The following is a 26,121-nucleotide window of genomic DNA, read 5'->3' as shown; positions in this document are numbered from 1 at the left end:
CGGCGCCTTTTTGTTTTGCCTTTGAACGTCAGGCCATCTCGGCCGTGGTCTCGAACTCGAAGGTCAGCTCGCCGTCCTTGATGTCGATGTGCACCACACCGCCATGTTCGGCCAGTTCGCCAAAGAGAATCTCCTCCGCCAGCGGACGCTTGATCTTGTCCTGGATCAGGCGCGCCATTGGGCGAGCACCCATTGCCGCGTCGTAGCCACCTTCGGCGAGCCAGCTGCGAGCCGCATCGGTGACCTCCAGCAACACTCGCTTGTCTTCCAGCTGCGCCTGAAGCTCGGTAAGGAACTTGTCCACCACGCTCTTGATGACCTCATGACTGAGGCGACCAAACTGGATGATGGTGTCCAGGCGGTTGCGGAACTCCGGCGTGAAGCTCTTCTTGATCACTTCCATCGCATCGGAGGAGTGATCCTGATAGGTGAAACCGATCGAAGCGCGAGCTGCAGTCTCGGCACCGGCGTTGGTCGTCATGATGACGATAACGTTACGGAAATCCGCCTTGCGCCCGTTGTTGTCGGTCAACGTACCGTGATCCATGACCTGCAACAGCAGGTTGAAGACTTCCGGATGCGCCTTCTCGATCTCATCGAGCAACAGCACGCAGTGTGGCTGCTTGGTAATGGCTTCGGTGAGCAGACCGCCCTGATCGAATCCGACATATCCCGGAGGCGCACCGATCAGACGCGATACGGTGTGGCGCTCCATATACTCGGACATGTCGAAACGAATCAACTCGACACCCAGTGCCTTGGCCAACTGACGCGCCGCTTCGGTTTTACCGACACCGGTAGGCCCTGCGAACAGGAACGAACCGACAGGCTTGTCAGGGGACTTGAGGCCGGCACGGGACAGCTTGATCGCGGTTGCCAGCGAGTCGATCGCGGCATCCTGACCGAACACGGTCAACTTCAGGTCACGCTCGAGGTTACGCAACAGCTCCTTGTCGGAACTGGTGACGTGCTTTGGCGGAATCCGCGCAATTTTCGCGACGATGTCCTCGACCTGAGGCACTTCGATACGTTTAACGCGCATCTCGACCGGTTGCAGGCGCTGGTAGGCACCCGCCTCGTCGATCACATCGATGGCCTTGTCCGGCATGTGCCGGTCATTGATATAGCGCGAAGCCAGCTCGGCGGCGGCGCGCAGGGCTTCATCACTGTATTCGATATTGTGATGGAGCTCGAAACGCCCTTTCAGGCCGCGCAGGATGCCGATGGTGTCTTCCACCGAAGGCTCCGACACATCGACTTTCTGGAAGCGTCGTGCCAGGGCACGGTCCTTCTCGAAGATCCCGCGGAATTCCTGGAAGGTGGTCGAACCGATGCAACGGATATCACCCGAGGACAGCAGCGGCTTGAGCAGGTTCGAGGCATCCATGACACCACCGGACGCAGCACCCGCACCAATGATGGTGTGGATCTCGTCGATGAACAGGATCGCCTGCGGACGTTTTTTCAGTTCATTGAGCAGCGCCTTGAAGCGCTTCTCGAAATCACCACGATACTTGGTACCGGCCAGCAAGGCACCCAGGTCAAGGGAGTAAACCACGCTGTTGGCCAACAGGTCCGGCACCTGGTTGTCGACAATACGCTTGGCCAGGCCTTCGGCAATCGCGGTTTTACCCACGCCCGCCTCGCCCACCAGCAGCGGATTGTTTTTGCGACGACGCGCCAGGATCTGCGCGACACGCTCGACTTCCAGCTCACGGCCCACCAACGGATCGATTCGACCCTGGCGCGCGAGTTCATTAAGGTTACTGGCATAAGCATCCAGGGGATTGCCAGAGGAAGAAGACTCACCGCCCTCGTCGTCCTGCATATCTTGCTCACCTTCAGAATGATCGCCATGCCCCGGCACCTTGGAAATGCCATGGGCGATGTAGTTGACGACATCTATACGGGCAACGCTCTGCTGTTTCAGCAGGAACACTGCCTGACTCTCTTGCTCACTGAAGATCGCGACCAGCACGTTGGCGCCAGTCACTTCGCGTTTGCCCGAGCTCTGTACGTGAAACACAGCACGTTGCAGTACACGCTGGAAGCCCAGGGTTGGCTGGGTTTCGCGATCCTCATCATGCACAGGGATCAATGGCGTGGTGGAGTCGATGAACTCCTGCAGGTCATGCTTGAGTTTGTCGAGGTTTGCGCCGCAGGCACGCAAAACGGTGGCGGCAGCCTCATTGTCCAATAGGGCCAGCAGGAGATGCTCGACGGTCATGAATTCATGACGCTTCGAACGGGCCTCCTTGAAGGCAAGATTGAGGGTGACTTCGAGCTCGCGGTTTAACATAGCTTCACCTCATACCCAAGTGTCCGGCGATTAACCGTCCTTCTCGATTTCACAGAGTAGCGGATGCTGGCTTTCCCTGGCGTACTGGTTGACCTGCATGGCCTTGGTCTCGGCGATGTCGCGGGTAAACACTCCACATACTGCCCGTCCTTCCGTATGGACGGCCAGCATGACCTTGGTCGCCAGCTCGCGATTCAGGTTAAAAAACACCTCGAGCACTTCGACCACGAAATCCATCGGTGTGTAGTCATCATTGAACAAAACCACCTTGTACATCGGCGGCGCCTGCAGTGCAGGCTTTGCCTCCTGAACAGCAATGCCTGTGGAATCGTCGTCGTGTAAATCAGGGTGATCCTGATTGAATGTTAGTCGAATCTGGCTGATTGCATGCATGGAAAGAAAGGTTCGTCAGTGGTTCAAATACAGTGGTGGGGACGGCTATCAGCGTTTTCAACTCCGACTGCCTGGTCAGCTTGACTATCGGCAAAACGGTGTTACAACCAATAGAGCCCACAGTGGGTAAAAAAGGTCCGCGGAGTCAATCTTATTTACAGATTCGACTGCGGATGTACTGGATGATACTCCAGTGATGGAGTCTGTTGCAGAGGGATATGGGTATGGCTGTCGGCAAGGTGAAGTGGTTCAACAATGCCAAGGGTTACGGATTCATCAACGAGGAAGGCAAGACAGAAGATCTGTTTGCCCACTACTCAGCCATTAAAATGGATGGTTATAAAACCCTGAAAGCCGGGCAAGCTGTCGTATTCGAGATCATCCAGGGCCCCAAAGGTCTGCACGCGATCAACATCGGCAACCCGATGGATGCCTCGAAAGCGGCTACATCCTCCGTGCAACAGACCGTTACGGTGTAAGCCCCCCATCATCATCCCGCCATAAAAAAACCGCCTGACTCAAACGCTTGAATCAGGCGGTTTTCATATGCCTGCGTTTTCTTACATGTGCGAGATCAGCGCATCGCCGAAACCGGAAGACGACACCAGTTTCGCGCCTTCCATCAGACGCTCGAAGTCATAGGTCACGGTCTTGGCGGAAATCGCGCCGTTGGTGCCCTTGATGATCAGGTCGGCTGCTTCGGTCCAGCCCATGTGGCGCAGCATCATTTCAGCGGACAGGATCAGCGAACCCGGGTTGACCTGGTCCTTGCCTGCGTACTTCGGTGCCGTACCGTGGGTGGCTTCGAACATGGCCACGGTGTCGGACAGGTTGGCACCCGGCGCGATACCGATACCGCCCACTTCCGCCGCCAGGGCGTCGGAGAGGTAGTCACCGTTCAGGTTCAGGGTTGCGATCACATCGTACTCGGCCGGGCGCAGCAGGATCTGCTGGAGCATGGCGTCGGCGATGGCATCCTTGACGACAACGTTCTTGCCGGTTTTCGGGTTCTTGAACTGCATCCACGGGCCACCGTCGAGCAGGGTCGCGCCGAACTCTTCAGCCGCCACTTCGTAAGCCCATTCCTTGAAGGCACCCTCGGTGAACTTCATGATGTTGCCTTTGTGCACGATGGTCAGCGAATCGCGATCGTTGTCGACCACATATTGCAGGGCCTTGCGCGCCAGACGCTTGGTGCCTTGCAGGGACACCGGCTTGACGCCGATACCGCAGTTCTCGTCGAAACGGATCTTGGTAACGCCCATTTCTTCCTTGAGGAACTTGATGACCTTGGTGGCTTCCGGCGTACCGGCCTTCCACTCGATGCCGGCGTAGATGTCTTCGGAGTTCTCACGGAAGATGGTCATGTCGACATCGCCTGGCTTCTTGACCGGGCTAGGCACGCCTTCGAACCAGCGCACCGGGCGCAGGCAGACGTACAGGTCGAGTTGCTGACGCAGGGCCACGTTCAGGGAACGGATGCCGCCACCGACCGGGGTGGTCAGCGGGCCCTTGATGGAAACCACATAATCCTTGACCGCGTCCAGGGTTTCCTGAGGCAGCCAGGTGTCCTGATCGTAAACCTGAGTCGCTTTCTCCCCGGCGTACACTTCCATCCAGGAAATCTTGCGCTCGCCACCGTAGGCCTTCTTAACAGCAGCATCGACAACCTTGATCATGACCGGGCTGATGTCGACACCAATGCCGTCGCCTTCGATGAAGGGGATGATCGGGTTATTAGGAACATTGAGAGAATGGTCTGCATTGACGGTGATTTTGTCGCCGACGGCTGGAACCTGAATCTTCTTGTAACCCATGCTGAACTCCATTGATTGGATTGAACATCTGGCTTGGTTCGAGCGTAACCCAGTTGAATCGGCGCGCAAACCCTATGTTCCATCCAACTGCCGCAAAGCCTTGCAACTCGCGCGCTACAAGCCTGAAAGCAAAGGGAAAAGCGCCAAATTCAAGCACGACGAATGACCTTACGCCTTGCTCGCCCCTGCGACCTTTAGACCAATGGACGACATTCGTTGCGTATGAACCATCGGCAGATTGCCAGCTACCTATGTATAATGCCGCCGCTGACTAAAGGGTCACGACGGGCCAAACAGCTCTACGACGAGTGTTTACGCCCGATAAGCCGGTCTGTTACCGCAGCCCGGCTGCTTGACACCCTACTGATGCACCCAACATCACAGCAACGAAACCTCGATATTCGGCTCATGGATGACTTTGAACGAACGCGCTTACCCGGCGCCCTCGAGTTTCTGCGCACGCTTTAGCAAAGAAGAGAGAGTTAATCCGAATATGCCCACCCGCTCGAAGATCATCTATACCTTCACCGACGAAGCCCCAGCCCTCGCCACCTATTCTCTGTTGCCTATCATCGAGGCCTACACCGCTTCGGCCGATATCGCCGTTGAAACCCGCGATATCTCTCTTGCAGGGCGCATCCTGGCCAGCTTCCCCGAGCAACTGGGCGACAAAGCCGTAGCCGACCACCTCGCCGAACTGGGCGCCCTGGCCGTTACGCCTGAAGCCAACATCATCAAGCTGCCGAACATCAGCGCTTCGGTTCCACAGCTGCAAGCCGCGATCAAGGAACTGCAAGCCCAGGGCTACAACCTGCCGGACTACCCGGAAACCGTGACCTGCGACGCCGACAAAGAAGCCAAGGCGCGCTACGACAAGGTCAAGGGCAGCGCCGTGAACCCGGTTCTGCGTGAAGGCAACTCCGACCGTCGCGCTCCGCTGTCGGTCAAGAACTACGCACGCAAGCACCCGCACAAAATGGGCGCCTGGGCCAAGGACTCCAAGTCCCACGTCGCGCACATGAGCACCGGCGATTTCTACGGCAGCGAAAAAGCCGCCCTGATCGACGCCGCTGACGCCGTGAAAATCGAACTGATCGCTCAGGACGGCACCTCCACCGTCCTGAAAGAAAAGACCACCGTACAAGCCGGTGAGATCCTCGATTGCGCGGTCATGAGCAAAAACGCCCTGCGCAGCTTCATCGCGGCCGAAATCGAAGACGCCAAGGCACAAGGCGTGCTGCTGTCGGTTCACCTGAAAGCCACCATGATGAAGGTCTCCGACCCGATCATGTTCGGCCAGATCGTTGCCGAGTTCTATAAGGACGCACTGGCCAAGCACGCTGAAGTGCTGGCACAGATCGGCTTCAACCTGAACAACGGCATTGGCGACCTGTACGCTCGCATCAAGGCATTGCCTGCCGAGCAACAAGCTGCCATCGAAGCTGACATCCAGGCGGTCTACGCCGTTCGCCCTTCCCTGGCGATGGTCAACTCCGACAAAGGCATCACCAACCTGCACGTGCCGAGCGACGTGATCGTCGACGCCTCGATGCCGGCCATGATCCGTGACTCCGGCAAGATGTGGGGCACCGACGGTCAGCTGCACGACACCAAGGCCGTGATCCCGGATCGCTGCTACGCCACCATCTACCAGGCCGTGATCGAAGACTGCAAGGTAAACGGCGCCTTCGATCCAACCACCATGGGCAGCGTGCCGAACGTTGGCCTGATGGCGAAGAAAGCCGAAGAGTACGGTTCCCACGACAAGACTTTCCAGATCAAGGCTGACGGCGTTGTTCGCGTCACCGACAGCAAGGGCAACCTGCTGCTGGAGCAGTCGGTTGAAGCCGGCGACATCTTCCGCATGTGCCAGACCAAAGACGCGCCGATCCAGGACTGGGTCAAACTGGCCGTCAACCGCGCTCGCGCCAGCAGCACTCCGGCGATTTTCTGGCTGGACCCGCTGCGCGCCCACGATGGCGTGGTGATCGAGAAAGTTCAGGCTTACCTGAAGGATCACGACACTGCCGGTCTGGACATCCAGATCATGTCGCCGGTCGACGCCATGAAGTACACCCTGCAGCGCACCCGCGCAGGCAAAGACACCATCTCGGTGACCGGCAACGTACTGCGTGACTACCTGACCGACCTGTTCCCGATCATGGAACTGGGCACCAGCGCCAAGATGCTGTCGATCGTGCCGCTGATGAACGGCGGTGGCCTGTTCGAAACCGGCGCCGGCGGTTCGGCTCCGAAGCACGTTCAGCAGCTGCTGGAAGAGAACTTCCTGCGCTGGGATTCGCTGGGTGAGTTCCTGGCCCTGGCTGCGTCCCTGGAACACCTGGGCGTGACCTACAACAATCCAAAGGCGCTGGTTCTGGCCAAGACCCTGGACCAGGCCACCGGCCAGTTCCTGGACAACAACAAGTCGCCATCGCGCAAAGTCGGCAACATCGACAACCGCGGCAGCCACTTCTACCTGGCGCTGTACTGGGCTCAAGCCCTGGCTGCCCAGACCGAAGACACTGCACTGCAAGCGCAGTTCGCGACCCTGGCCAAGACCCTGACCGAGAACGAGGCGACCATCGTTGCCGAGCTCAACGCCGTTCAAGGCAAGCCAGTGGACATCGGCGGTTACTACCACGCCGACGCCGAGCTGATCAGCAAGGCCATGCGCCCAAGCGCAACCTTCAACGCGGCTGTCGCTGCGCTGGTTTAAGGTTGTAAGGGAACATCACAAACCCCGGCCCTGTGCCGGGGTTTGTGTTTTTTAGCGTTCACATAAATTTATCTGAGAAATCCGATCCATGTGGGAGCGGGCTTGCTCGCGAATGCGGTTTATCATTCAACATCGATGTTGACTGACCCACTGCTTTCGCGAGCAAGCCCGCTCCCACATTGACCGCACTCCAACATCTGAAGTTGAGGAAATCCCATGGACTGGCAACCCCACATCACCGTCGCCACCATCATCGTAGACAACGGCCGCTTCCTGATGGTCGAGGAACTCAAGCACGGACGCGTGGTGCTCAACCAGCCCGCCGGCCATCTGGATCCGAACGAAACCCTGACCGAAGCCGCTGTCCGTGAAACCCTCGAGGAAACCGGCTGGGACGTCGAACCGACCGGCGTGCTGGGCATTTACCTCTACACCGCCCCCAGCAACGGTGTGACATACCAGCGGGTCTGCTTCATCGCCAAAGCGTTGAAACACCATCCCGATTACCAGCTGGACGACGGCATTGTCGGCGCCAAGTGGCTGACCCGCGAAGAATTAATCGAACAGCGTGCCAACTGGCGCAGCGAGTTGATCATCCGCTGTATCGATGATTATCTGGACGGTAAACACTTCGGCCTCGAATTGATCCGTCCTTCTCTTTAGCCTTGCAGGCTGGAGCCTGTTAGAATCGCGTCCTTTTTCAAGACACTCATTGAATCCCTATGCGTGATCCAGCCCCTTCTGACACACAAAAGAAGCGCGTCATTGTCGGCATGTCCGGCGGCGTGGACTCTTCCGTTTCCGCCCTCCTGCTGATCGAGCAGGGTTATGAGGTGGAAGGCCTGTTCATGAAGAACTGGGAAGAAGACGACGGAACCGAATACTGCACCGCAATGGACGACCTGGCGGACGCCCAGGCCGTGTGCGACAAGATTGGCATCAAACTGCACACCGCCAACTTCGCCGCCGAGTACTGGGACAACGTGTTCGAGCATTTCCTGGCCGAATACAAGGCCGGACGCACGCCGAACCCGGACATCCTGTGCAACCGCGAAATCAAGTTCAAGGCGTTCCTCGACTACGCCATGATGCTCGGCGCCGACCTGATCGCCACCGGTCACTACGTGCGTCGCCGCGACATCGATGGCCGCACCGAACTGCTCAAGGGCCTGGACCCGAACAAGGATCAGAGCTACTTCCTGCACGCCGTCGGCGGCGAACAGATCGCCAAGACCCTGTTCCCGGTCGGCGAACTGGAAAAACCGCAAGTGCGTGCCATTGCCGAGAAATACGAGCTGGCGACCGCGAAGAAAAAGGATTCCACCGGGATTTGCTTTATCGGCGAGCGCCGCTTCAGCGATTTCCTCAAGCAGTACCTGCCGGCGCAACCGGGCGAGATCAAGACCACCGAAGGCGAAATCATCGGCCGCCACCACGGCCTGATGTATCACACCATCGGCCAGCGCCAGGGCCTGGGCATTGGCGGGCTGAAAGATGCCAGCGATGAGCCGTGGTACGTGCTGATCAAGGACCTGGAACACAACGAACTGATCGTTGGCCAGGGTAATGATCACCCGTGGCTGTTCTCCCGCGCCCTGCTCGCTTCCGATATCTATTGGGTCAACCCGATCGATCTGAGCCAGCCGCGCAAGCTGACCGCCAAGGTCCGTTATCGCCAGGGCGACCAGCCCTGCACCCTGGAAAAGACCGCCACGGGTTATCGCGCAACCTTCGATGATCCGCAACGCGCAGTCACTCCGGGCCAGTCCGTGGTGTTCTACGACGGTGAAGTCTGCCTCGGCGGCGGCGTTATTGAAGTGGCTGAGCCATGGACCAGCAAGGGCACCCCTCAAGGCGAGCAACAATGAGCCCCATTCAGGAGCAATTGACAGCACTGGGCGGCGTGTTTCTCGCCGCCGTGCTGGTGGACAGGATTGCCAAGACCGGCCAGACCAACGAGGCCGGCCTGACCTGCATGCTCGGCAGCTTGCTGATTCGCGACCCCAAGGACACTCTGGAAGTCTATGGCGGCGATGACATCAACCTGCGTGAAGGTTATCGCGCCCTGATCGGCGCCCTTGAACGCGACCCAAGCGCCCTGCAGCGCGAGCCGCTGCGCTACGCCCTGGCCATGCTCGGTCTTGAGCGCCAACTGGCAAAGCGCAACGACATGCTCGACGTGATCGGCAAGCGCCTGCCGCAGATTCAATCCCAGGTCGAACACTTCGGCCCGGCGCACGAAAACGTGATCGCAGCGTGCGGCGCGCTGTATCAGGACACCCTGAGCACCCTGCGCCAACGCATCCAGGTGCATGGCGACATGCGTAACCTGCAACAACCGAGCAATGCCTCGAAAATTCGCGCCCTGCTGCTGGCCGGCATTCGTTCGGCGCGCCTGTGGCGGCAATTGGGCGGTCATCGCTGGCAGCTGGTGATCAGCCGCCGCAAATTGCTGAAAGAGCTTTACCCATTGATGCGTAACGAATAACCCGCATCGACAGTACCGAACTTAGCAATACGCGTAATACGCCGGTCAGTTGGCGACGGACCGGCGGATTTTTTCATGTATGATACGCGCCCCATTTCGTTGCCCGACTGTCCGAGAACACCCCATGCAGCTCTCTTCGCTCACTGCGGTTTCCCCTGTTGACGGCCGCTACGCCGGCAAAACCCAGGCCCTGCGCCCAATTTTCAGCGAGTACGGCCTGATCCGTGCCCGCGTCCTGGTTGAAGTGCGCTGGCTCCAGCGCCTGGCCGCTCACCCTGCCATCAGCGAAGTGCCGGCGTTCTCCGCCGAAGCCAACGCTGTGCTCAACACCCTGGCGGAAAACTTCTCTCTGGAGCACGCCGAGCGCGTCAAAGAGATCGAGCGCACCACCAACCACGACGTCAAAGCCATCGAATACCTGCTCAAAGAGCAAGCGGCCAAGCTGCCGGAACTGGCCAAGGTCAGCGAGTTCATCCACTTTGCCTGCACCAGCGAGGACATCAACAACCTGTCCCACGCCCTGATGCTGCGTGAAGGCCGTGATGACGTGATGCTGCCGCTGATGCGCCAGACCGCCAATGCCATCCGCGAACTGGCCATCCGCTTCGCCGACGTGCCGATGCTGTCGCGTACTCACGGTCAACCGGCCTCGCCGACCACCCTGGGCAAAGAACTGGCGAACGTGGTTTACCGCCTGGAGCGCCAGATCGCCCAGGTCGCTGCCGTTCCACTGCTGGGCAAGATCAACGGCGCTGTCGGCAACTACAACGCACACCTGTCGGCCTACCCTGAGATCGACTGGGAAGCCAACGCCCGCGCCTTCATCGAAGACGAGCTGGGCCTGGGCTTCAACCCGTACACCACGCAGATCGAACCGCACGACTACATTGCCGAACTGTTCGACGCGATCGCACGCTTCAACACCATCCTGATCGACTTCGACCGCGACATCTGGGGCTACATCTCCCTGGGTTATTTCAAACAGCGCACCATCGCAGGCGAAATCGGTTCGTCGACCATGCCGCACAAGGTGAACCCGATCGACTTCGAGAACTCCGAAGGCAACCTGGGCATCGCCAACGCACTGTTCCAGCACTTGGCGAGCAAGCTGCCGATCTCCCGCTGGCAGCGCGACCTGACCGACTCCACCGTGCTGCGCAACCTCGGTGTCGGCTTCGCCCACAGCGTGATCGCGTACGAAGCCAGCCTCAAAGGCATCAGCAAACTTGAGCTCAACGAGCAGAAGATTGCCGCTGACCTGGACGCCTGCTGGGAAGTATTGGCCGAGCCGATCCAGACCGTGATGCGTCGCTACAACATCGAAAACCCCTATGAAAAGCTGAAAGAACTGACCCGCGGCAAGGGCATCAGCCCTGAAGCGCTGCAGACTTTCATCGACGGCCTGGACATGCCAGCTGCCGCCAAGGCTGAGCTGAAACTGCTCACCCCGGCCAACTACATCGGCAACGCTGTAGCACAAGCCAAACGCATCTGATCGACCGCTAGACCCTTTTAAGACGCCCGGCCGCGCCGGGCGTTTTTATTCCCGTCTGAAAAGTGCATTTTTTCAATAGGTTACACATGAATCCTGATACTCCTCTTCAACTTCTGGGCGGCATCACGGCACGGGAATTCCTGCGCGACTACTGGCAGAAAAAGCCGCTGTTGATCCGCCAGGCGATTCCTGATTTCGAAAGCCCGATCGACGCCGACGAACTGGCCGGCCTGGCGCTGGAAGAAGAAGTCGAATCGCGCCTGATCATCGAGAATGGCGAGCGCCCGTGGGAACTGCGTCGCGGCCCGTTCGCCGAAGATGAATTCAGCAAGCTGCCTGAAACTGACTGGACCTTGCTGGTGCAAGCTGTGGATCAGTTCGTCCCGGAAGTCAGCGAACTGCTGGAAAACTTCCGTTTTCTGCCGAGCTGGCGCATCGACGACGTGATGATCAGCTACGCCGCGCCAGGTGGCAGCGTTGGTCCGCACTTCGACAACTACGACGTGTTCCTGCTGCAAGGCCACGGCAAGCGCAACTGGAAGATCGGCCAGATGTGCAACACCGAGAGCCCGCTGCTGGCCCACGCCGACCTGCGCATCCTCTCCGAGTTCGAAGCCACCGACGAATGGGTGCTGGAACCGGGCGACATGCTCTACCTGCCACCGCGCCTGGCCCATTGCGGCGTTGCCGTTGATGAATGCATGACCTACTCGGTCGGCTTCCGCGCGCCGAGCGCTGCCGAAGTGCTGACCCACTTCACTGACTTCCTCAGCCAGTTCCTGTCGGACGAAGAACGCTACACCGACGCCGACGCCTTGCCGACTGCCGATCCTCACCAGATCCAGCGCGACGCACTCGACCGCCTGAAAGGCTTGCTGGCCGAACACATGAGCGACGAGCGCCTGCTGCTGACCTGGTTTGGCCAGTTCATGACCGAGCCACGCTACCCGGAACTGGTGGTGGGCCCGGAGGACGTCGAAGAAGACGACTTCATGTCTGCCCTGGAACAAGGCGCAATCCTGATTCGCAACCCGAGCGCACGCCTGGCATGGTCCGAAGTCGACGACGACCTGCTGCTGTTCGCCAGCGGCCAGAGCCGTTATCTGCCGGGCAAACTGCGCGAACTGCTGAAGATGATCTGCGCCGCTGACGCGCTGCACGCCGACAACCTCGGCGAATGGCTGAGCGATGAAGACGGCCGCGGCCTGTTGTGCGAACTGGTCAAGCAGGGAAGCCTGGGGTTTGCCGATGAATAAGATTCACGTACGTGTCGCAGACTGGCAGAAGGACAACGCCGAGATCCGGCGCATTCGTGAAACGGTGTTCGTCGCCGAGCAGTGCGTTCCACCTGAACTGGAATGGGATGCCGACGATGCAACCGCCGTGCACTTCCTCGCGTTCGAAGGCGACTTTCCGATTGGCACCGCCCGTTTGCTGCCCGATGGTCACATCGGCCGAGTGTCGGTGCTCAAGGATTGGCGCGGCCTGAAAGTCGGCGACAAGCTGATGCAGGCGGTGATTGGCGAAGCCGAAGAACGCGGCTTGAAGCAACAGATGCTCAGCGCCCAAGTGCAAGCCACGGCGTTCTATGAGCGCCTGGGCTTCAACATGGTCAGTGAGGAGTTCCTGGAAGCCGGGATTCCGCATGTGGACATGGTGCGGCACTCGACCTGATACCCTATGGCGAGGGAGCCTGCTCCCTCGCCACAGCACCACAAAACGCCCTGACATCACGCGATGCCGGGGCGTTTTGCTGTCTACGATTCAACTTACCCCACCCCGAGCCGACAAACTTGTAGGAGCGAGCTTGCTCGCGATGGGCGTGAACGATAATGCTGGAAGCCTGACACCCCGCGGCGTCCTCAAGACCATCGCGAGCAAGCTCGCTCCTACAAACCCCGGGCCGACAAAGTGGCAATATCAAGCCTTTATAACGCGGAGATAACGGACATGTCCCTACGCACCCTGCTCACCACCCTGCTGCTCGGCTGCAGTTTTTCGGTGCTGGCAGCCACAGAAATCATCCCCCTCAAATACCACACCAGCGCCGACCTGCTGCCGGTTGCGCAGGATTTCGTCGGCAAGGAAGGCCAGGTCAGCGCCTACGGCAGCCAACTGATTGTCAACGCCGATGAGCGCAAGATCGACGAACTTAAAGCCCTTCTTTCGCAACTCGATACAGCGCCCAAACGGCTGCTGATCACCGTCGACACCAGTGACAACAACTTCCAGGGTGACCAGCGTCAAGCGGTGAACGGCGCCAAGCCAGGCCAGACCCGCATCATCAACTACAGCACCGACAGCCGCGACGGCGGCATTCAGCAGGTACAGGCCAGCGAAGGCGCACCGGCACTGATCCAGGTCGGCCAGAGCGTGCCGGTCACCAGCAGCCAGAGCGATTCCTATGGCGGCTACAGCAGCCAGACCGAGTATCGCAATGTCACCCAGGGTTTCTACGTCACCGCAAACGTCACTGGCGACATCGTTCACCTGTCGATCAGTACCAACCGTGACCGCATGAGCCAGGAGCGTCCCGATGTAGTGAACGTACAAAGCACCGACACAACCGTCACCGGCCACCTCGGTGAGTGGATCCTGCTGGCCGGGGTCAATGGCCAGACCCAGGCCGACAAACAGGGCCTGACCCGCAGCTACTCGACCCAGAGCCGCAACGACATGACTTTGCGGGTTAAAGTCGACACCCTGGACTAAAGCACCAAAAACTGACTGCCGAGTCGTATTAGACCAAAGATGTAGTGCTCGAAAAAAAGCACTACAAAACGTTTGACGAGCCAAAAAAGCGAAGGCATGATGGCCTCGCTCCCGCTAATCAGGGGCCCTGGCAAGGGCCTTCGAGGCGATGTTCGCAACCTACCCCCGCGAACCGCTTCGTGTCTGTACCGCCCACAAGGTGTGTTTGACGAGGTTGTCGACTGGAACGAAGTTGTCCCGAGGGACGGAAGCGTAATTAGGTAACCCGGCAGCACACTGATGTTCGTACCAAGGCCCACGACGCCCGAATGCGCCCGCAGTTCGCCTTTACCTGCTCACTTCCCCTCGAGCCGATCGTTCATCCCGTCGCCCTCCCCGCCGAATCCGACTTGACCGCTTAAGCTTCTGGTCAGCGAGCGCAGGAATTTTCCACCGCAGAACAACTTTTCATAAAGACGCGACGAGGTTTATCTCCCATGGCACTGACACGCGAACAGCAAATTGCAGCCCTCGAAAAAGACTGGGCTGAAAACCCGCGCTGGAAAGGCGTGACACGCACTTACTCCGCTGCTGACGTCGTCCGCCTGCGTGGCTCGGTTCAACCTGAGCACACCTTTGCAAAAATGGGCGCCGAGAAGCTGTGGAACCTGGTCACCCAGGGTGCCAAGCCGGCCTTCCGTCCTGAGAAAGATTTCGTCAACTGCATGGGCGCCCTGACCGGCGGCCAGGCTGTACAACAAGTCAAAGCCGGTATCCAGGCGATCTACCTGTCGGGCTGGCAAGTGGCTGCGGACAACAACTCCGCCGAATCGATGTACCCGGACCAGTCGCTGTACCCGGTGGACTCGGTTCCAACCGTGGTCAAGCGCATCAACAACGCGTTCCGTCGTGCCGACCAGATCCAGTGGAAAGCCGGCAAGAACCCGGGCGACGCTGGCTACATCGACTACTTCGCACCCATCGTGGCTGATGCCGAAGCCGGTTTCGGCGGCGTACTGAACGCTTACGAGCTGATGAAGAGCATGATCGAAGCAGGCGCCGCCGGCGTTCACTTCGAAGACCAGCTGGCTTCCGTGAAGAAATGCGGCCACATGGGCGGCAAGGTACTGGTTCCTACCCAGGAAGCCGTACAGAAGCTGACCGCTGCCCGTCTGGCGGCCGACGTTGCCGGTACTCCGACCATCATCCTGGCTCGTACCGACGCCAACGCCGCTGACCTGCTGACTTCCGACTGCGACCCGTACGACCAGCCATTCGTGACTGGCGAACGCACCCAGGAAGGTTTCTACAAGGTTCGCGCCGGTCTGGACCAGGCCATCGCTCGCGGCCTGGCCTACGCGCCGTACGCCGACCTGATCTGGTGCGAAACCGCCAAGCCGGACCTGGAAGAAGCCCGTCGCTTCGCTGAAGCGATCAAGAAGGAATACCCGGACCAACTGCTGTCGTACAACTGCTCGCCTTCCTTCAACTGGAAGAAAAACCTGGACGACGCAACCATCGCCAAGTTCCAGCGCGAACTGTCCGCCATGGGCTACAAGCACCAGTTCATCACCCTGGCCGGCATTCACAACATGTGGCACAGCATGTTCAACCTGGCGCACGACTACGCCCGCAACGACATGACTGCCTACGTGAAGCTGCAAGAGCAGGAATTCGCCGACGCCGCCAAGGGTTACACCTTCGTGGCTCACCAGCAGGAAGTGGGCACCGGCTACTTCGACGACATGACCACCGTGATCCAGGGTGGCTCGTCTTCGGTAACAGCACTGACCGGTTCGACCGAAGAAGAACAGTTCCACTGATCTGCTTCGCTTGAGACATCAGCCGTTGCGGACCGGATAAAAAGCTAACCGCAACGCTGCACATCTGACGCCCCGACTGGTTCGGGGCGTTTTTTTTTCCTGCGATTTAACAAACAACGCAAGCCCCCCCCCCTGTAGGAGCGAGCCTGCTCGCGATGACCCTGAGGGCGCCGCGGGGTGTCAGGCCCCCAGCGTCATCGCTGACCACCATCGCGAGCAAGCTCGCTCCTACGGGTACAGGGGATGGTGGTGACCTGGAAAAACATTGATCCAGAGCGACATCAACGTCAGAAAAATCCGCTAAAACGCACACCGCTGCTACTTGCTGTAACGCTCAAATAAGACAACTTCCCGAGTATCCGAGGGGCAAACAGTTTGAAAACCACCACAAACAATATTGATTATCATTTAGCTGCAACTATGTTCGTTACATTCCCTACAAAACATTATTTGCGAAAAGCCCCCTAATGCCCGCAACGCAAGGGCTGCCGGCTTTTGCAGACTCGCTATGTCCTTATTCCTATAAATAATTTCGCTATAGGAATTTTACTTGCCGGGTGTTTAGCCATAAAATCAGCGGGATTGATTGCTGCGACATATCGTCACTGCTTTGTTTCTTTTCAAGCTCAGAGACCTTTGCTCTCTGTTAAGGATTACCAGCATGCCCGAAGCGACAGGACTCATGGCCCACAACTGGGGCTTTGCCATTTTCCTTCTAGGCGTTGTCGGCCTCTGTGCCTTCATGCTGGGCGTTTCCAGCCTACTCGGGTCAAAAGCCTGGGGCCGCAGCAAAAACGAACCGTTCGAGTCCGGCATGCTACCTACAGGTGGCGCCCGCTTGCGGCTCTCAGCCAAATTCTATCTGGTCGCGATGCTCTTCGTGATCTTCGATATCGAAGCCCTCTTTCTCTTTGCATGGTCTGTGTCCGTCCGCGAAAGCGGCTGGACCGGATTCGTCGAAGCTCTCGTTTTCATAGCAATTCTGTTGGCAGGCCTTGTCTACCTATTCCGAGTGGGCGCCCTTGACTGGGCTCCGGAAGCTCGGCGCAAGCGGCAAGCGAAGCTGAAACAATGAGGCTTTGGCAATGCAATACAATCTCACCAGGATCGACCCCGATGCTCCTAACGAGCAGTATCCGATTGGCCAACGGGAAACCGTTTCCGATCCGTTAGAAGATCAAGTCCACAAAAACATTTTCATGGGCAAGCTCGAAGACGTGCTCAACGGCACGATCAACTGGGGGCGCAAGAACTCCCTGTGGCCGTACAACTTCGGTCTTTCGTGCTGCTACGTGGAAATGACCACCGCCTTCACGGCGCCCCACGACATCGCGCGCTTTGGCGCCGAGGTTATCCGGGCATCGCCGCGTCAGGCGGATTTCATGGTTATCGCCGGTACCTGCTTCATCAAGATGGCGCCGATCATTCAGCGTCTCTACGAGCAAATGCTCGAGCCTAAATGGGTCATCTCCATGGGTTCGTGCGCCAACTCCGGTGGCATGTACGACATCTACTCCGTCGTTCAAGGGGTGGACAAGTTCCTGCCCGTGGACGTCTACGTGCCTGGCTGCCCGCCCCGCCCTGAAGCTTTCCTGCAAGGCCTGATGCTGTTGCAGGAGTCGATTGGCCAGGAGCGTCGCCCACTTTCCTGGGTCGTTGGCGATCAAGGCGTGTACCGCGCCGAGATGCCGTCCGAAAAGGAAAAGCGCCGCGAACAGCGTATTCAGGTAACCAACCTGCGCAGCCCCGACGAAGTCTGATCCAGTTCTGCTGTTTCAAAGAAACGAAAAACTGGCTTCATTCTTTACGTTGACCGAAAGCGATAAATAACCATGACTACAGGCAGTGCTCTGTACATCCCGCCTTACAAGGCAGACGACCAGGATGTGGTCGTCGAACTGAACAACCGTTTTGGCCCGGAGGCGTTCACCGCCCAGCCTACCCGCACCGGCATGCCGGTGCTTTGGGTTGCCCGCGCCAAACTCGTCGAAGTCCTGACGTTCCTGCGTAACCTGCCCAAGCCGTACGTCATGCTCTATGACCTGCACGGCGTGGACGAGCGCCTGCGCACCAAGCGTCAAGGGCTGCCGAACGGCGTCGACTTCTCCGTGTTCTACCACCTGATGTCGATCGAACGTAATAGTGACGTGATGATCAAGGTCGCCTTGTCCGAGAGCGACCTCAGCTTGCCGACCGTCACCAGCATCTGGCCGAATGCCAACTGGTACGAGCGTGAAGTCTGGGACATGTACGGTATCGACTTCAAAGGCCACCCTCACCTGTCGCGCATCATGATGCCGCCGACCTGGGAAGGTCACCCGCTGCGCAAGGACTTCCCGGCCCGCGCCACCGAATTCGACCCGTTCACCCTGAACCTGGCCAAGCAACAGCTCGAGGAAGAGTCTGCGCGCTTCAAGCCTGAAGACTGGGGCATGAAGCGTTCCGGCCCGAACGAGGACTACATGTTCCTCAACCTCGGCCCGAACCACCCGTCCGCGCACGGTGCGTTCCGTATCATCCTGCAGCTGGACGGTGAAGAGATCGTCGACTGCGTACCGGACGTCGGCTACCACCACCGTGGTGCCGAGAAAATGGCCGAGCGTCAGTCCTGGCACAGCTTCATCCCGTACACCGACCGTATCGACTACCTCGGCGGCGTGATGAACAACCTGCCGTACGTGCTCTCGGTCGAGAAGCTGGCCGGCATCAAGGTGCCGGAGAAGGTCGACGTCATCCGCATCATGATGGCCGAGTTCTTCCGGATCACCAGCCACCTGCTGTTCCTGGGGACCTACATCCAGGACGTCGGCGCCATGACCCCGGTGTTCTTCACCTTCACCGACCGTCAGCGTGCCTACACCGTGATCGAAGCCATCACCGGTTTCCGTCTGCACCCGGCCTGGTACCGCATCGGTGGCGTCGCCCACGACCTGCCGCGCGGCTGGGAAAAACTGGTCAAGGATTTCGTCGAGTGGATGCCCAAGCGTCTGGACGAATACCAGAAAGCCGCCCTGGACAACAGCATCCTGCGTGGCCGGACCATCGGCGTCGCCGACTACAACACCAAAGAGGCCCTGGAATGGGGCGTCACCGGTGCCGGCCTGCGTTCGACCGGTTGCGATTTCGACCTGCGTAAAGCGCGCCCGTACTCGGGCTACGAGAACTTCGAATTCGAAGTGCCGCTGGCTGCCAATGGCGATGCCTACGACCGCTGCATCGTGCGTGTCGAGGAGATGCGCCAGAGCATCAGGATCATCGACCAGTGCCTGCGCAACATGCCGGAAGGCCCGTACAAGGCGGATCACCCGCTGACCACGCCGCCGCCGAAAGAGCGCACCCTGCAGCACATCGAAACCTTGATCACGCACTTCCTGCAAGTTTCGTGGGGCCCGGTCATGCCGGCCAACGAATCCTTCCAGATGATCGAAGCGACCAAGGGCATCAACAGTTATTACCTGACGAGCGATGGCGGCACCATGAGCTACCGCACCCGGATTCGTACACCAAGCTTCCCGCACCTGCAGCAGATCCCTTCGGTGATCAAAGGCAGCATGGTCGCGGACTTGATTGCGTACCTGGGTAGTATCGATTTCGTTATGGCCGACGTGGACCGCTAAGCATGAACAGCACGCTTATCCAGACAGACCGTTTCACCTTGAGTGAAACCGAGCGCTCGGCCATCGAGCACGAGCTGCATCACTACGAAGACCCGCGCGCGGCGTCTATCGAAGCCCTGAAGATCGTCCAGAAGGAACGCGGCTGGGTGCCGGATGGCGCCCTGTACGCCATCGGCGAGATCCTCGGCATCCCGGCCAGCGACGTTGAAGGTGTGGCGACGTTCTATAGCCAGATCTTCCGTCAGCCAGTGGGTCGTCACATCATTCGCGTCTGCGACAGCATGGTCTGCTACATCGGCGGCCACGAGTCCGTGGTCAGCGAAATCCAGAGCAAGCTTGGCATCGGCCTGGGTCAGACCACCGCCGACGGTCGTTTCACCCTGCTGCCGGTCTGCTGCCTCGGCAACTGCGACAAGGCGCCGGCGCTGATGATCGACGACGACACTTTCGGTGATGTTCAGCCAGCCGGCGTTGCCAAATTGCTCGAGGGCTACGTATGACCCTGACTTCCTTCGGTCCCGCCAACCGCATCAAGCGTTCGGCCGAGACTCACCCGCTCACCTGGCGCCTGCGTGACGACGGCGAAGCCGTCTGGCTCGACGAATACCAGGCCAAGAACGGTTACGCCGCAGCGCGCAAGGCCTTCGCTGACATGGCTCAGGACGACATCGTCCAGACCGTGAAGGATTCCGGCCTCAAGGGCCGCGGCGGTGCAGGCTTCCCCACTGGCGTGAAGTGGGGCCTGATGCCCAAGGACGAATCCATCAACATCCGCTACCTGCTGTGCAACGCGGATGAAATGGAGCCGAACACCTGGAAAGACCGCATGCTGATGGAGCAACTGCCCCATCTGCTGATCGAAGGCATGCTGATCAGTGCCCGCGCACTGAAAACCTACCGTGGCTACATCTTCCTGCGTGGTGAATACACCACCGCCGCCAAGCACTTGAACCGTGCCGTGGAAGAAGCCAAGGCAGCGGGCCTGCTGGGTAAAAACATTCTGGGCAGCGGCTTCGATTTCGAGCTGTTCGTCCACACCGGCGCCGGGCGTTACATCTGCGGTGAAGAAACCGCACTGATCAACTCCCTCGAAGGCCGTCGCGCCAACCCGCGCTCCAAGCCGCCCTTCCCTGCCGCCGTGGGCGTGTGGGGCAAGCCGACTTGCGTGAACAACGTTGAAACCCTGTGCAACGTCCCGGCGATCATTGCCGACGGCGTGGACTGGTACAAATCACTGGCTCGCGAAGGCAGTGACGACATGGGCACCAAGCTCATGGGCTTCTCCGGCAAGGTGAAGAATCCGGGCCTGTGGGAACTGCCATTCGGCGTCACTGGTCGCGAGCTATTCGAAGACTACGCCGGTGGCATGCGCGACGGTTACAAGCTCAAGGCCTGGCAGCCAGGCGGCGCCGGCACCGGCTTCCTGTTGCCGGAGCACCTGGACGCACAAATGTACGCCGGCGGCATTGCCAAGGTGGGCACCCGTATGGGTACTGGCCTGGCGATGGCGGTGGACGACAGCGTCAACATGGTGTCCCTGCTGCGCAACATGGAACAGTTCTTCGCTCGCGAATCCTGTGGCTTCTGCACCCCGTGCCGTGATGGCTTGCCATGGAGCGTCAAGCTGCTGATGGCCATCGAGAACGGCGAAGGCCAGCCAGGCGACATCGAGACCCTGCTGGGTCTGGTCGGTTTCCTCGGCCCGGGCAAGACCTTCTGTGCTCACGCACCGGGTGCCGTGGAGCCGTTGGGCAGCGCCATCAAATACTTCCGCCATGAGTTCGAAGCCGGCATCGCGCCTGTCAGCGCCGCCGTCCCGCCTCTGGCAAGGCCGATCGTAGTCGGCGCGTAAATGCTTAAAAAGGCGAAGGGTCCGTGCCCTTCGCTTTTCGTGTGATGACGCCGCAAGCGGCTGTGTTGATTCACGCGAATGACAAGATTCCATTAGCCACGCCCGCTGACACCGGGCCAACGAAGAACTTTGAACCATGGCCACTATCCACGTAGACGGCAAAGCGCTCGAAGTCGACGGGGCAGACAACCTGTTACAGGCATGTCTGTCGCTAGGCCTCGATATTCCTTACTTCTGCTGGCACCCTGCCCTTGGCAGCGTTGGCGCTTGCCGCCAGTGCGCGGTCAAGCAGTACACCGACGAGAACGACACCCGTGGTCGCATCGTCATGTCCTGCATGACCCCTGCCACCGATGGCACCTGGATCTCCATCGACGATGAAGAATCCAAAGCGTTTCGCGCCAGCGTTGTTGAATGGCTGATGACCAACCACCCTCACGACTGCCCGGTCTGTGAGGAAGGCGGTCACTGCCACCTGCAAGACATGACGGTAATGACCGGCCATAACGAGCGCCGTTACCGCTTCACCAAGCGCACCCACCAGAACCAGCAACTGGGCCCGTTCATTTCCCACGAAATGAACCGCTGCATCGCTTGCTACCGCTGCGTGCGCTTCTATAAAGACTACGCTGGCGGCACCGACCTCGGCGTGTACGGCGCCCACGACAACGTGTACTTCGGTCGCGTTGAAGACGGCACCCTGGAAAGCGAGTTCTCCGGCAACCTCACCGAGGTTTGCCCGACCGGCGTGTTCACCGACAAGACTCACTCCGAGCGCTACAACCGTAAATGGGACATGCAGTTCTCGCCGAGCATCTGCCATGGCTGCTCCAGCGGCTGCAACATCTCCCCGGGCGAGCGTTATGGCGAACTGCGTCGCATCGAAAACCGTTTCAACGGTTCGGTGAACCAGTACTTCCTGTGCGACCGTGGCCGTTTCGGCTATGGCTACGTCAACCGCGAAGACCGTCCACGCCAGCCGCTGCTGGCCAATGGCACCAAGTTGAGCCTTGACGACGCACTGGACAAGGCCGCCGACCTGCTGCGCGGTCGCAACATCGTCGGTATAGGTTCGCCACGCGCCAGCCTCGAAAGCAACTACGCGTTGCGTGAACTGGTGGGCGCCGAGCACTTCTACTCGGGTATCGAAGCCTCCGAACTGGAGCGCATCCGCCTGGTCCTGCAAGTGCTCAAAGACAGCCCGCTGCCAGTACCGAACATGCGCGACATCGAAGACCACGACGCCATCTTCGTCCTCGGTGAAGACCTGACCCAGACCGCCGCCCGTATGGCGTTGTCGCTGCGTCAATCGGTCAAAGGCAAGGCCGAAGACATGGCCGACGCCATGCGCGTCCAGCCCTGGCTCGACGCCGCGGTGAAGAACATCGGCCAGCACGCACTGAACCCGCTGTTCATCGCCAGCCTGGCTGAAACCAAGCTCGACGATATCGCCGAAGAATGCGTTCACGCAGCTCCCGACGACCTGGCCCGCATCGGTTTCGCCGTGGCTCACGCCCTCGACGCCAGCGCTCCAGCCGTTGAAGGCCTGGACGCTGAAGCCCTCGAACTGGCCAAGCGCATTGCCGACGCCCTGCTCGCGGCCAAGCGTCCACTGATCATCGCCGGCACCTCGTTGGGTTCCAAGGCGCTGATCGAGGCTGCTGCCAACATTGCCAAAGCCCTGAAGCTGCGCGAGAAGAACGGTTCCATCAGCCTGATCGTGCCAGAGGCCAACAGCCTCGGCCTGGCCATGCTCGGTGGCGAATCGGTCGACGCCGCGCTGCAAGCGGTGATCGACGGCCGTGCCGACGCCATCGTCGTGCTGGAAAACGATCTGTACACCCGTACCGACAAGGCCAAGGTTGATGCTGCCCTGACCGCCGCGAAAGTGCTGATCGTCGCCGACCATCAGCAGACCGCCACCAGCGATCGCGCACACCTGGTTCTGCCAGCTGCCAGCTTCGCTGAAGGCGACGGTACCCTGGTCAGCCAGGAAGGCCGCGCCCAGCGCTTCTTCCAGGTCTTCGATCCGAAATACCTGGATGCGAGCATCCTGGTTCACGAAGGCTGGCGCTGGCTGCATGCCCTGCGCGCTACCCTGCTGAACCAGCCGATCGACTGGACCCAACTGGACCACGCCACCGCTGCCGTTGCTGCCAGTACGCCGCAACTGAACCGCATCGTCGATGCCGCACCGTCCGCCGCGTTCCGCATCAAGGGCATGAAACTGGCCCGTGAACCGCTGCGTTACTCCGGTCGTACCGCCATGCGCGCCGACATCAGCGTGCACGAACCGCGTACCCCGCAGGACAAGGACACCGCGTTCGCCTTCTCGATGGAAGGTTACTCGGGCTCGGCCGAACCGCGTCAGCAAGTGCCATTCGCCTGGTCTCCGGGCTGGAACTCGCCGCAAGCCTGGAACAAGTTCCAGGACGAAGTCGGTGGTCACATCCGCGCTGGCGACCCGGGCACCCGCCTGATCGAAAGCACTGGTGACTCGCTGAACTGGTTCGCCAGTGTTCCGCGCGCGTTCAATCCGGCCCAGGGCACCTGGCAGGTCGTACCGTTCTTCCACCTGTTCGGCAGCGAAGAGAACTCTTCGAAAGCCGCTCCGGTTCAGGAACGCATTCCGGCTGCCTACGTCGCACTGGCCAAATCCGAAGCCGACCGCCTGGGCGTCAACGACGGTGCCATGCTGAGCTTCAATGTCGCCGGCCAGACCTTGCGTCTGCCGCTGCGCATCAATGAAGAACTGGGCGCCGGTCTGGTGGCACTGCCTGCGGGCATCGCCGGCATTCCGCCAGCGATCTTTGGCAAATCCGTTGACGGTCTGCAGGAGGCAGCTCAATGACCTGGTTCACTCCTGAAGTGATCGACATCATCATCGCGGTCCTCAAGGCCGTGGTGATTCTGCTCGCCGTGGTGATCTGCGGCGCCCTGCTCAGCTGGGTCGAGCGTCGCTTGCTCGCCCTCTGGCAGGACCGTTACGGCCCGAACCGCGTGGGCCCGTTCGGTGCGTTCCAGATCGCTGCCGACATGATCAAGATGTTCTTCAAGGAAGACTGGACGCCGCCGTTCGCCGACAAAGTGATCTTCACGCTGGCACCGGTCGTGGCCATGAGCGCCCTGCTGATTGCCTTCGCGATCATCCCGATCACCCCGACCTGGGGCGTGGCGGATATCAACATCGGCATCCTGTTCTTCTTCGCCATGGCCGGTCTGTCGGTCTACGCGGTGCTGTTCGCCGGCTGGTCGAGCAACAACAAGTTCGCCCTGCTGGGCAGCTTGCGGGCCTCGGCACAAACCGTGTCGTACGAAGTGTTCATGGGCCTGTCGCTGATGGGCATCGTGATCCAGGTTGGCTCGTTCAACATGCGCGACATCGTTGAATACCAGGCGCAGAACCTGTGGTTCGTCATTCCGCAGATCTTCGGATTCCTGACCTTCTTCATCGCTGGCGTGGCCGTGACTCACCGTCACCCGTTCGACCAGCCGGAAGCGGAACAGGAACTGGCCGACGGTTACCACATTGAATACGCCGGCATGAAATGGGGCATGTTCTTCGTCGGCGAGTACATCGGCATCGTGTTGATTTCGGCGCTGCTGGTGACCTTGTTCTTCGGTGGCTGGCACGGTCCGTTCGGCATCCTGCCGCAGATCCCGTTCATCTGGTTCGCGCTGAAAACCGCGTTCTTCATCATGTTCTTCATTCTGCTGCGCGCTTCGATTCCGCGCCCACGGTATGACCAAGTGATGGACTTCAGCTGGAAGTTCTGCCTGCCGCTGACCCTCGTCAACATGCTGGTGACCGCTGCGATCGTGTTGCTCAACACGCCCGCCGTCGCGGCTCAGTGAGGATAGAGAATCATGAAGTACATTTTTGACATCGTGCATGGCTTCTTCACCCAGCTTCGCAGCCTGGTGATGATTTTTAGCCACGCCTTCCGCAAGCGCGACACGCTGCAGTACCCGGAAGAAGCCGTGTACCTGCCGCCGCGCTTCCGTGGCCGTATCGTGCTGACCCGCGACCCCGACGGCGAAGAGCGTTGCGTAGCCTGCAACCTGTGCGCCGTCGCGTGCCCGGTCGGTTGCATCTCGCTGCAGAAAGCTGAAACCGAAGACGGTCGCTGGTACCCGGACTTCTTCCGCATCAACTTCTCGCGCTGCATTTTCTGCGGCCTCTGCGAGGAAGCCTGCCCGACCACCGCGATCCAGCTGACGCCGGATTTCGAAATGGCCGAGTTCAAACGTCAGGACCTGGTTTACGAGAAAGAAGATCTGCTGATCTCCGGCCCCGGCAAAAACCCTGATTACAACTTCTATCGTGTTGCAGGTATGGCGATTGCCGGTAAGCCCAAAGGCTCCGCGCAGAATGAAGCCGAACCGATCAACGTGAAGAGCTTGCTGCCTTAAGGAAGAAAGATGGAATTCGCTTTCTATTTCGCATCGGGTATCGCTGTGGTGTCCACGCTTCGCGTGATCACCAACACCAACCCTGTGCACGCCCTGCTCTACCTGATCATTTCGCTGATTGCCGTGGCGATGACGTTCTTCGCCCTCGGCGCACCGTTTGCCGGTGTCCTGGAAGTGATCGCCTACGCTGGCGCCATCATGGTGCTGTTCGTGTTCGTGGTGATGATGCTGAACCTGGGCCCGGCCTCGGTTCAGCAAGAGCGCGCCTGGCTCAAGCCCGGTATCTGGGGCGGCCCGGTCGCCCTCGCCGCCTTGCTGCTGGTGGAACTGCTGTATGTACTGCTCTCCCACCAGAGCGGCCAGGCCGTCGGCCACACCACCGTAGACGCCAAGGCCGTGGGCATCAGCCTGTTCGGTCCTTACCTGCTGGTGGTCGAACTCGCCTCGATGCTGCTGCTCGCCGCAGCCGTCACGGCGTTCCATCTGGGCCGTAACGAAGCCAAGGAGCAATGAC

Annotated in this window: 23 protein-coding genes; 20 read left to right on the top strand and 3 right to left on the bottom strand. The window is 59.6% G+C overall.

The window, feature by feature from the left end; all coding sequences use genetic code 11:
* Window positions 1–28 precede the first annotated feature (28 nt).
* Together clpA and clpS are read right to left on the bottom strand one after the other, a co-directional pair.
* Window positions 29–2,299, bottom strand: coding sequence for an ATP-dependent Clp protease ATP-binding subunit ClpA (gene clpA, locus ACEN8Q_RS02570; RefSeq protein WP_111287929.1), 2,271 nt, complete (start codon window positions 2,297–2,299; stop codon window positions 29–31).
* 30 nt (window positions 2,300–2,329) lie between these two features.
* Complete coding sequence (gene clpS, locus ACEN8Q_RS02565; RefSeq protein ID WP_033052565.1) at window positions 2,330–2,692, bottom strand: ATP-dependent Clp protease adapter ClpS; 363 nt, start codon at window positions 2,690–2,692, stop codon at window positions 2,330–2,332.
* Window positions 2,693–2,916: 224 nt separating this feature from the next.
* Here clpS and cspD point away from each other — a divergent pair, with 224 nt between their 5' ends.
* Window positions 2,917–3,171: a cold shock domain-containing protein CspD gene (gene cspD, locus ACEN8Q_RS02560; protein ID WP_413704443.1), complete on the top strand. Its 255-nt coding sequence runs from the start codon at window positions 2,917–2,919 to the stop codon at window positions 3,169–3,171.
* Window positions 3,172–3,252: 81 nt separating this feature from the next.
* Here the strand turns inward: cspD and icd are convergent, their stop codons facing one another.
* Window positions 3,253–4,509: an NADP-dependent isocitrate dehydrogenase gene (gene icd / locus ACEN8Q_RS02555; RefSeq protein ID WP_057399856.1), complete on the bottom strand. Its 1,257-nt coding sequence runs from the start codon at window positions 4,507–4,509 to the stop codon at window positions 3,253–3,255.
* Between icd and ACEN8Q_RS02550 the strand changes: the two genes are divergently transcribed.
* The 19 genes from ACEN8Q_RS02550 (at window position 4,508) to nuoJ (ending at window position 26,120) form a co-directional block, all read left to right on the top strand.
* On the top strand, window positions 4,508–4,675 hold the full coding sequence (locus tag ACEN8Q_RS02550; RefSeq protein ID WP_413426010.1) for a hypothetical protein: 168 nt from the start codon (window positions 4,508–4,510) through the stop codon (window positions 4,673–4,675). The genes icd and ACEN8Q_RS02550 overlap by 2 nt on opposite strands.
* A gap of 327 nt (window positions 4,676–5,002) precedes the next feature.
* Complete coding sequence (locus tag ACEN8Q_RS02545; protein ID WP_413704442.1) at window positions 5,003–7,228, top strand: NADP-dependent isocitrate dehydrogenase; 2,226 nt, start codon at window positions 5,003–5,005, stop codon at window positions 7,226–7,228.
* A gap of 216 nt (window positions 7,229–7,444) precedes the next feature.
* Window positions 7,445–7,891: an NUDIX hydrolase gene (locus ACEN8Q_RS02540; protein ID WP_413704441.1), complete on the top strand. Its 447-nt coding sequence runs from the start codon at window positions 7,445–7,447 to the stop codon at window positions 7,889–7,891.
* Between the two features lie 59 nt (window positions 7,892–7,950).
* A complete protein-coding gene (mnmA, locus tag ACEN8Q_RS02535) occupies window positions 7,951–9,096 on the top strand; it encodes a tRNA 2-thiouridine(34) synthase MnmA (RefSeq protein ID WP_413426016.1) in 1,146 nt (381 codons plus the stop codon).
* Window positions 9,093–9,716, top strand: a complete 624-nt coding sequence (gene hflD / locus ACEN8Q_RS02530; protein ID WP_057399860.1) for a high frequency lysogenization protein HflD — start codon at window positions 9,093–9,095, stop codon at window positions 9,714–9,716. Before mnmA ends, hflD begins: the two co-directional genes overlap by 4 nt.
* A gap of 124 nt (window positions 9,717–9,840) precedes the next feature.
* Entirely contained in the window at window positions 9,841–11,211 is a 1,371-nt protein-coding gene (purB, locus tag ACEN8Q_RS02525; RefSeq protein ID WP_007940861.1) for an adenylosuccinate lyase, read from the top strand.
* Window positions 11,212–11,297: 86 nt separating this feature from the next.
* A complete protein-coding gene (locus tag ACEN8Q_RS02520; RefSeq protein WP_413704440.1) occupies window positions 11,298–12,467 on the top strand; it encodes a JmjC domain-containing protein in 1,170 nt (389 codons plus the stop codon).
* On the top strand, window positions 12,460–12,885 hold the full coding sequence (locus ACEN8Q_RS02515; RefSeq protein WP_413704439.1) for a GNAT family N-acetyltransferase: 426 nt from the start codon (window positions 12,460–12,462) through the stop codon (window positions 12,883–12,885). The genes ACEN8Q_RS02520 and ACEN8Q_RS02515 overlap by 8 nt, the downstream gene beginning before the upstream one ends.
* Before the next feature lie 276 nt (window positions 12,886–13,161).
* Complete coding sequence (locus ACEN8Q_RS02510; RefSeq protein ID WP_413426021.1) at window positions 13,162–13,923, top strand: secretin N-terminal domain-containing protein; 762 nt, start codon at window positions 13,162–13,164, stop codon at window positions 13,921–13,923.
* A gap of 476 nt (window positions 13,924–14,399) precedes the next feature.
* Window positions 14,400–15,725: an isocitrate lyase gene (gene aceA / locus ACEN8Q_RS02505; RefSeq protein WP_096510123.1), complete on the top strand. Its 1,326-nt coding sequence runs from the start codon at window positions 14,400–14,402 to the stop codon at window positions 15,723–15,725.
* 661 nt (window positions 15,726–16,386) lie between these two features.
* The gene (locus ACEN8Q_RS02500; RefSeq protein WP_003223812.1) at window positions 16,387–16,800 is read left to right on the top strand and encodes an NADH-quinone oxidoreductase subunit A; all 414 of its coding nucleotides are present in this window, start codon (window positions 16,387–16,389) and stop codon (window positions 16,798–16,800) included.
* 10 nt (window positions 16,801–16,810) lie between these two features.
* Window positions 16,811–17,485, top strand: a complete 675-nt coding sequence (locus tag ACEN8Q_RS02495) for a NuoB/complex I 20 kDa subunit family protein (RefSeq protein WP_007970441.1) — start codon at window positions 16,811–16,813, stop codon at window positions 17,483–17,485.
* Between the two features lie 72 nt (window positions 17,486–17,557).
* Window positions 17,558–19,342: an NADH-quinone oxidoreductase subunit C/D gene (gene nuoC, locus ACEN8Q_RS02490; RefSeq protein WP_095966501.1), complete on the top strand. Its 1,785-nt coding sequence runs from the start codon at window positions 17,558–17,560 to the stop codon at window positions 19,340–19,342.
* A 2-nt stretch (window positions 19,343–19,344) separates the two neighbouring features.
* Entirely contained in the window at window positions 19,345–19,842 is a 498-nt protein-coding gene (gene nuoE, locus ACEN8Q_RS02485) for an NADH-quinone oxidoreductase subunit NuoE (RefSeq protein WP_008020715.1), read from the top strand.
* Window positions 19,839–21,194, top strand: coding sequence for an NADH-quinone oxidoreductase subunit NuoF (nuoF, locus tag ACEN8Q_RS02480; RefSeq protein WP_413426025.1), 1,356 nt, complete (start codon window positions 19,839–19,841; stop codon window positions 21,192–21,194). Before nuoE ends, nuoF begins: the two co-directional genes overlap by 4 nt.
* A 136-nt stretch (window positions 21,195–21,330) precedes the next feature.
* Window positions 21,331–24,045, top strand: a complete 2,715-nt coding sequence (gene nuoG / locus ACEN8Q_RS02475) for an NADH-quinone oxidoreductase subunit NuoG (RefSeq protein ID WP_413426027.1) — start codon at window positions 21,331–21,333, stop codon at window positions 24,043–24,045.
* The gene (nuoH, locus tag ACEN8Q_RS02470; RefSeq protein ID WP_111287957.1) at window positions 24,042–25,049 is read left to right on the top strand and encodes an NADH-quinone oxidoreductase subunit NuoH; all 1,008 of its coding nucleotides are present in this window, start codon (window positions 24,042–24,044) and stop codon (window positions 25,047–25,049) included. Before nuoG ends, nuoH begins: the two co-directional genes overlap by 4 nt.
* A 12-nt stretch (window positions 25,050–25,061) precedes the next feature.
* Window positions 25,062–25,607 (top strand): NADH-quinone oxidoreductase subunit NuoI, encoded by a 546-nt coding sequence (gene nuoI / locus ACEN8Q_RS02465; RefSeq protein WP_218278330.1) that lies wholly within the window; start codon window positions 25,062–25,064, stop codon window positions 25,605–25,607.
* 9 nt (window positions 25,608–25,616) lie between these two features.
* Window positions 25,617–26,120, top strand: a complete 504-nt coding sequence (gene nuoJ, locus ACEN8Q_RS02460; protein WP_057399869.1) for an NADH-quinone oxidoreductase subunit J — start codon at window positions 25,617–25,619, stop codon at window positions 26,118–26,120.
* Window position 26,121: the final 1 nt, after the last annotated feature.

The organism is Pseudomonas sp. Pseusp16, assembly GCF_047324915.1.
Lineage (GTDB): Bacteria > Pseudomonadota > Gammaproteobacteria > Pseudomonadales > Pseudomonadaceae > Aquipseudomonas > Aquipseudomonas fluorescens_CD.
The sequence above is the reverse complement of the archived record's forward strand: the minus strand, read 5'-3'. Positions and strand labels throughout refer to the sequence as shown.

Excerpts from the sequence above, each read along its gene's own strand:
- hflD (WP_057399860.1), top strand. The coding sequence starts at position 9,093 with ATGAGCCCCATTCAGGAGCAATTGACAGCACTGGGCGGCGTGTTTCTC.
- nuoF (WP_413426025.1), top strand. The coding sequence starts at position 19,839 with ATGACCCTGACTTCCTTCGGTCCCGCCAACCGCATCAAGCGTTCGGCC.
- ACEN8Q_RS02495 (WP_007970441.1), top strand. The coding sequence starts at position 16,811 with ATGCAATACAATCTCACCAGGATCGACCCCGATGCTCCTAACGAGCAG.
- nuoI (WP_218278330.1), top strand. The coding sequence starts at position 25,062 with ATGAAGTACATTTTTGACATCGTGCATGGCTTCTTCACCCAGCTTCGC.
- ACEN8Q_RS02540 (WP_413704441.1), top strand. The coding sequence starts at position 7,445 with ATGGACTGGCAACCCCACATCACCGTCGCCACCATCATCGTAGACAAC.
- ACEN8Q_RS02500 (WP_003223812.1), top strand. The coding sequence starts at position 16,387 with ATGCCCGAAGCGACAGGACTCATGGCCCACAACTGGGGCTTTGCCATT.
- clpS (WP_033052565.1), bottom strand. The coding sequence starts at position 2,692 with ATGCATGCAATCAGCCAGATTCGACTAACATTCAATCAGGATCACCCT.
- ACEN8Q_RS02520 (WP_413704440.1), top strand. The coding sequence starts at position 11,298 with ATGAATCCTGATACTCCTCTTCAACTTCTGGGCGGCATCACGGCACGG.
- aceA (WP_096510123.1), top strand. The coding sequence starts at position 14,400 with ATGGCACTGACACGCGAACAGCAAATTGCAGCCCTCGAAAAAGACTGG.
- purB (WP_007940861.1), top strand. The coding sequence starts at position 9,841 with ATGCAGCTCTCTTCGCTCACTGCGGTTTCCCCTGTTGACGGCCGCTAC.
- cspD (WP_413704443.1), top strand. The coding sequence starts at position 2,917 with ATGGCTGTCGGCAAGGTGAAGTGGTTCAACAATGCCAAGGGTTACGGA.
- ACEN8Q_RS02515 (WP_413704439.1), top strand. The coding sequence starts at position 12,460 with ATGAATAAGATTCACGTACGTGTCGCAGACTGGCAGAAGGACAACGCC.
- nuoE (WP_008020715.1), top strand. The coding sequence starts at position 19,345 with ATGAACAGCACGCTTATCCAGACAGACCGTTTCACCTTGAGTGAAACC.
- nuoC (WP_095966501.1), top strand. The coding sequence starts at position 17,558 with ATGACTACAGGCAGTGCTCTGTACATCCCGCCTTACAAGGCAGACGAC.
- ACEN8Q_RS02550 (WP_413426010.1), top strand. The coding sequence starts at position 4,508 with ATGCTGAACTCCATTGATTGGATTGAACATCTGGCTTGGTTCGAGCGT.
- icd (WP_057399856.1), bottom strand. The coding sequence starts at position 4,509 with ATGGGTTACAAGAAGATTCAGGTTCCAGCCGTCGGCGACAAAATCACC.
- clpA (WP_111287929.1), bottom strand. The coding sequence starts at position 2,299 with ATGTTAAACCGCGAGCTCGAAGTCACCCTCAATCTTGCCTTCAAGGAG.
- ACEN8Q_RS02510 (WP_413426021.1), top strand. The coding sequence starts at position 13,162 with ATGTCCCTACGCACCCTGCTCACCACCCTGCTGCTCGGCTGCAGTTTT.
- mnmA (WP_413426016.1), top strand. The coding sequence starts at position 7,951 with ATGCGTGATCCAGCCCCTTCTGACACACAAAAGAAGCGCGTCATTGTC.
- nuoJ (WP_057399869.1), top strand. The coding sequence starts at position 25,617 with ATGGAATTCGCTTTCTATTTCGCATCGGGTATCGCTGTGGTGTCCACG.
- ACEN8Q_RS02545 (WP_413704442.1), top strand. The coding sequence starts at position 5,003 with ATGCCCACCCGCTCGAAGATCATCTATACCTTCACCGACGAAGCCCCA.
- nuoG (WP_413426027.1), top strand. The coding sequence starts at position 21,331 with ATGGCCACTATCCACGTAGACGGCAAAGCGCTCGAAGTCGACGGGGCA.
- nuoH (WP_111287957.1), top strand. The coding sequence starts at position 24,042 with ATGACCTGGTTCACTCCTGAAGTGATCGACATCATCATCGCGGTCCTC.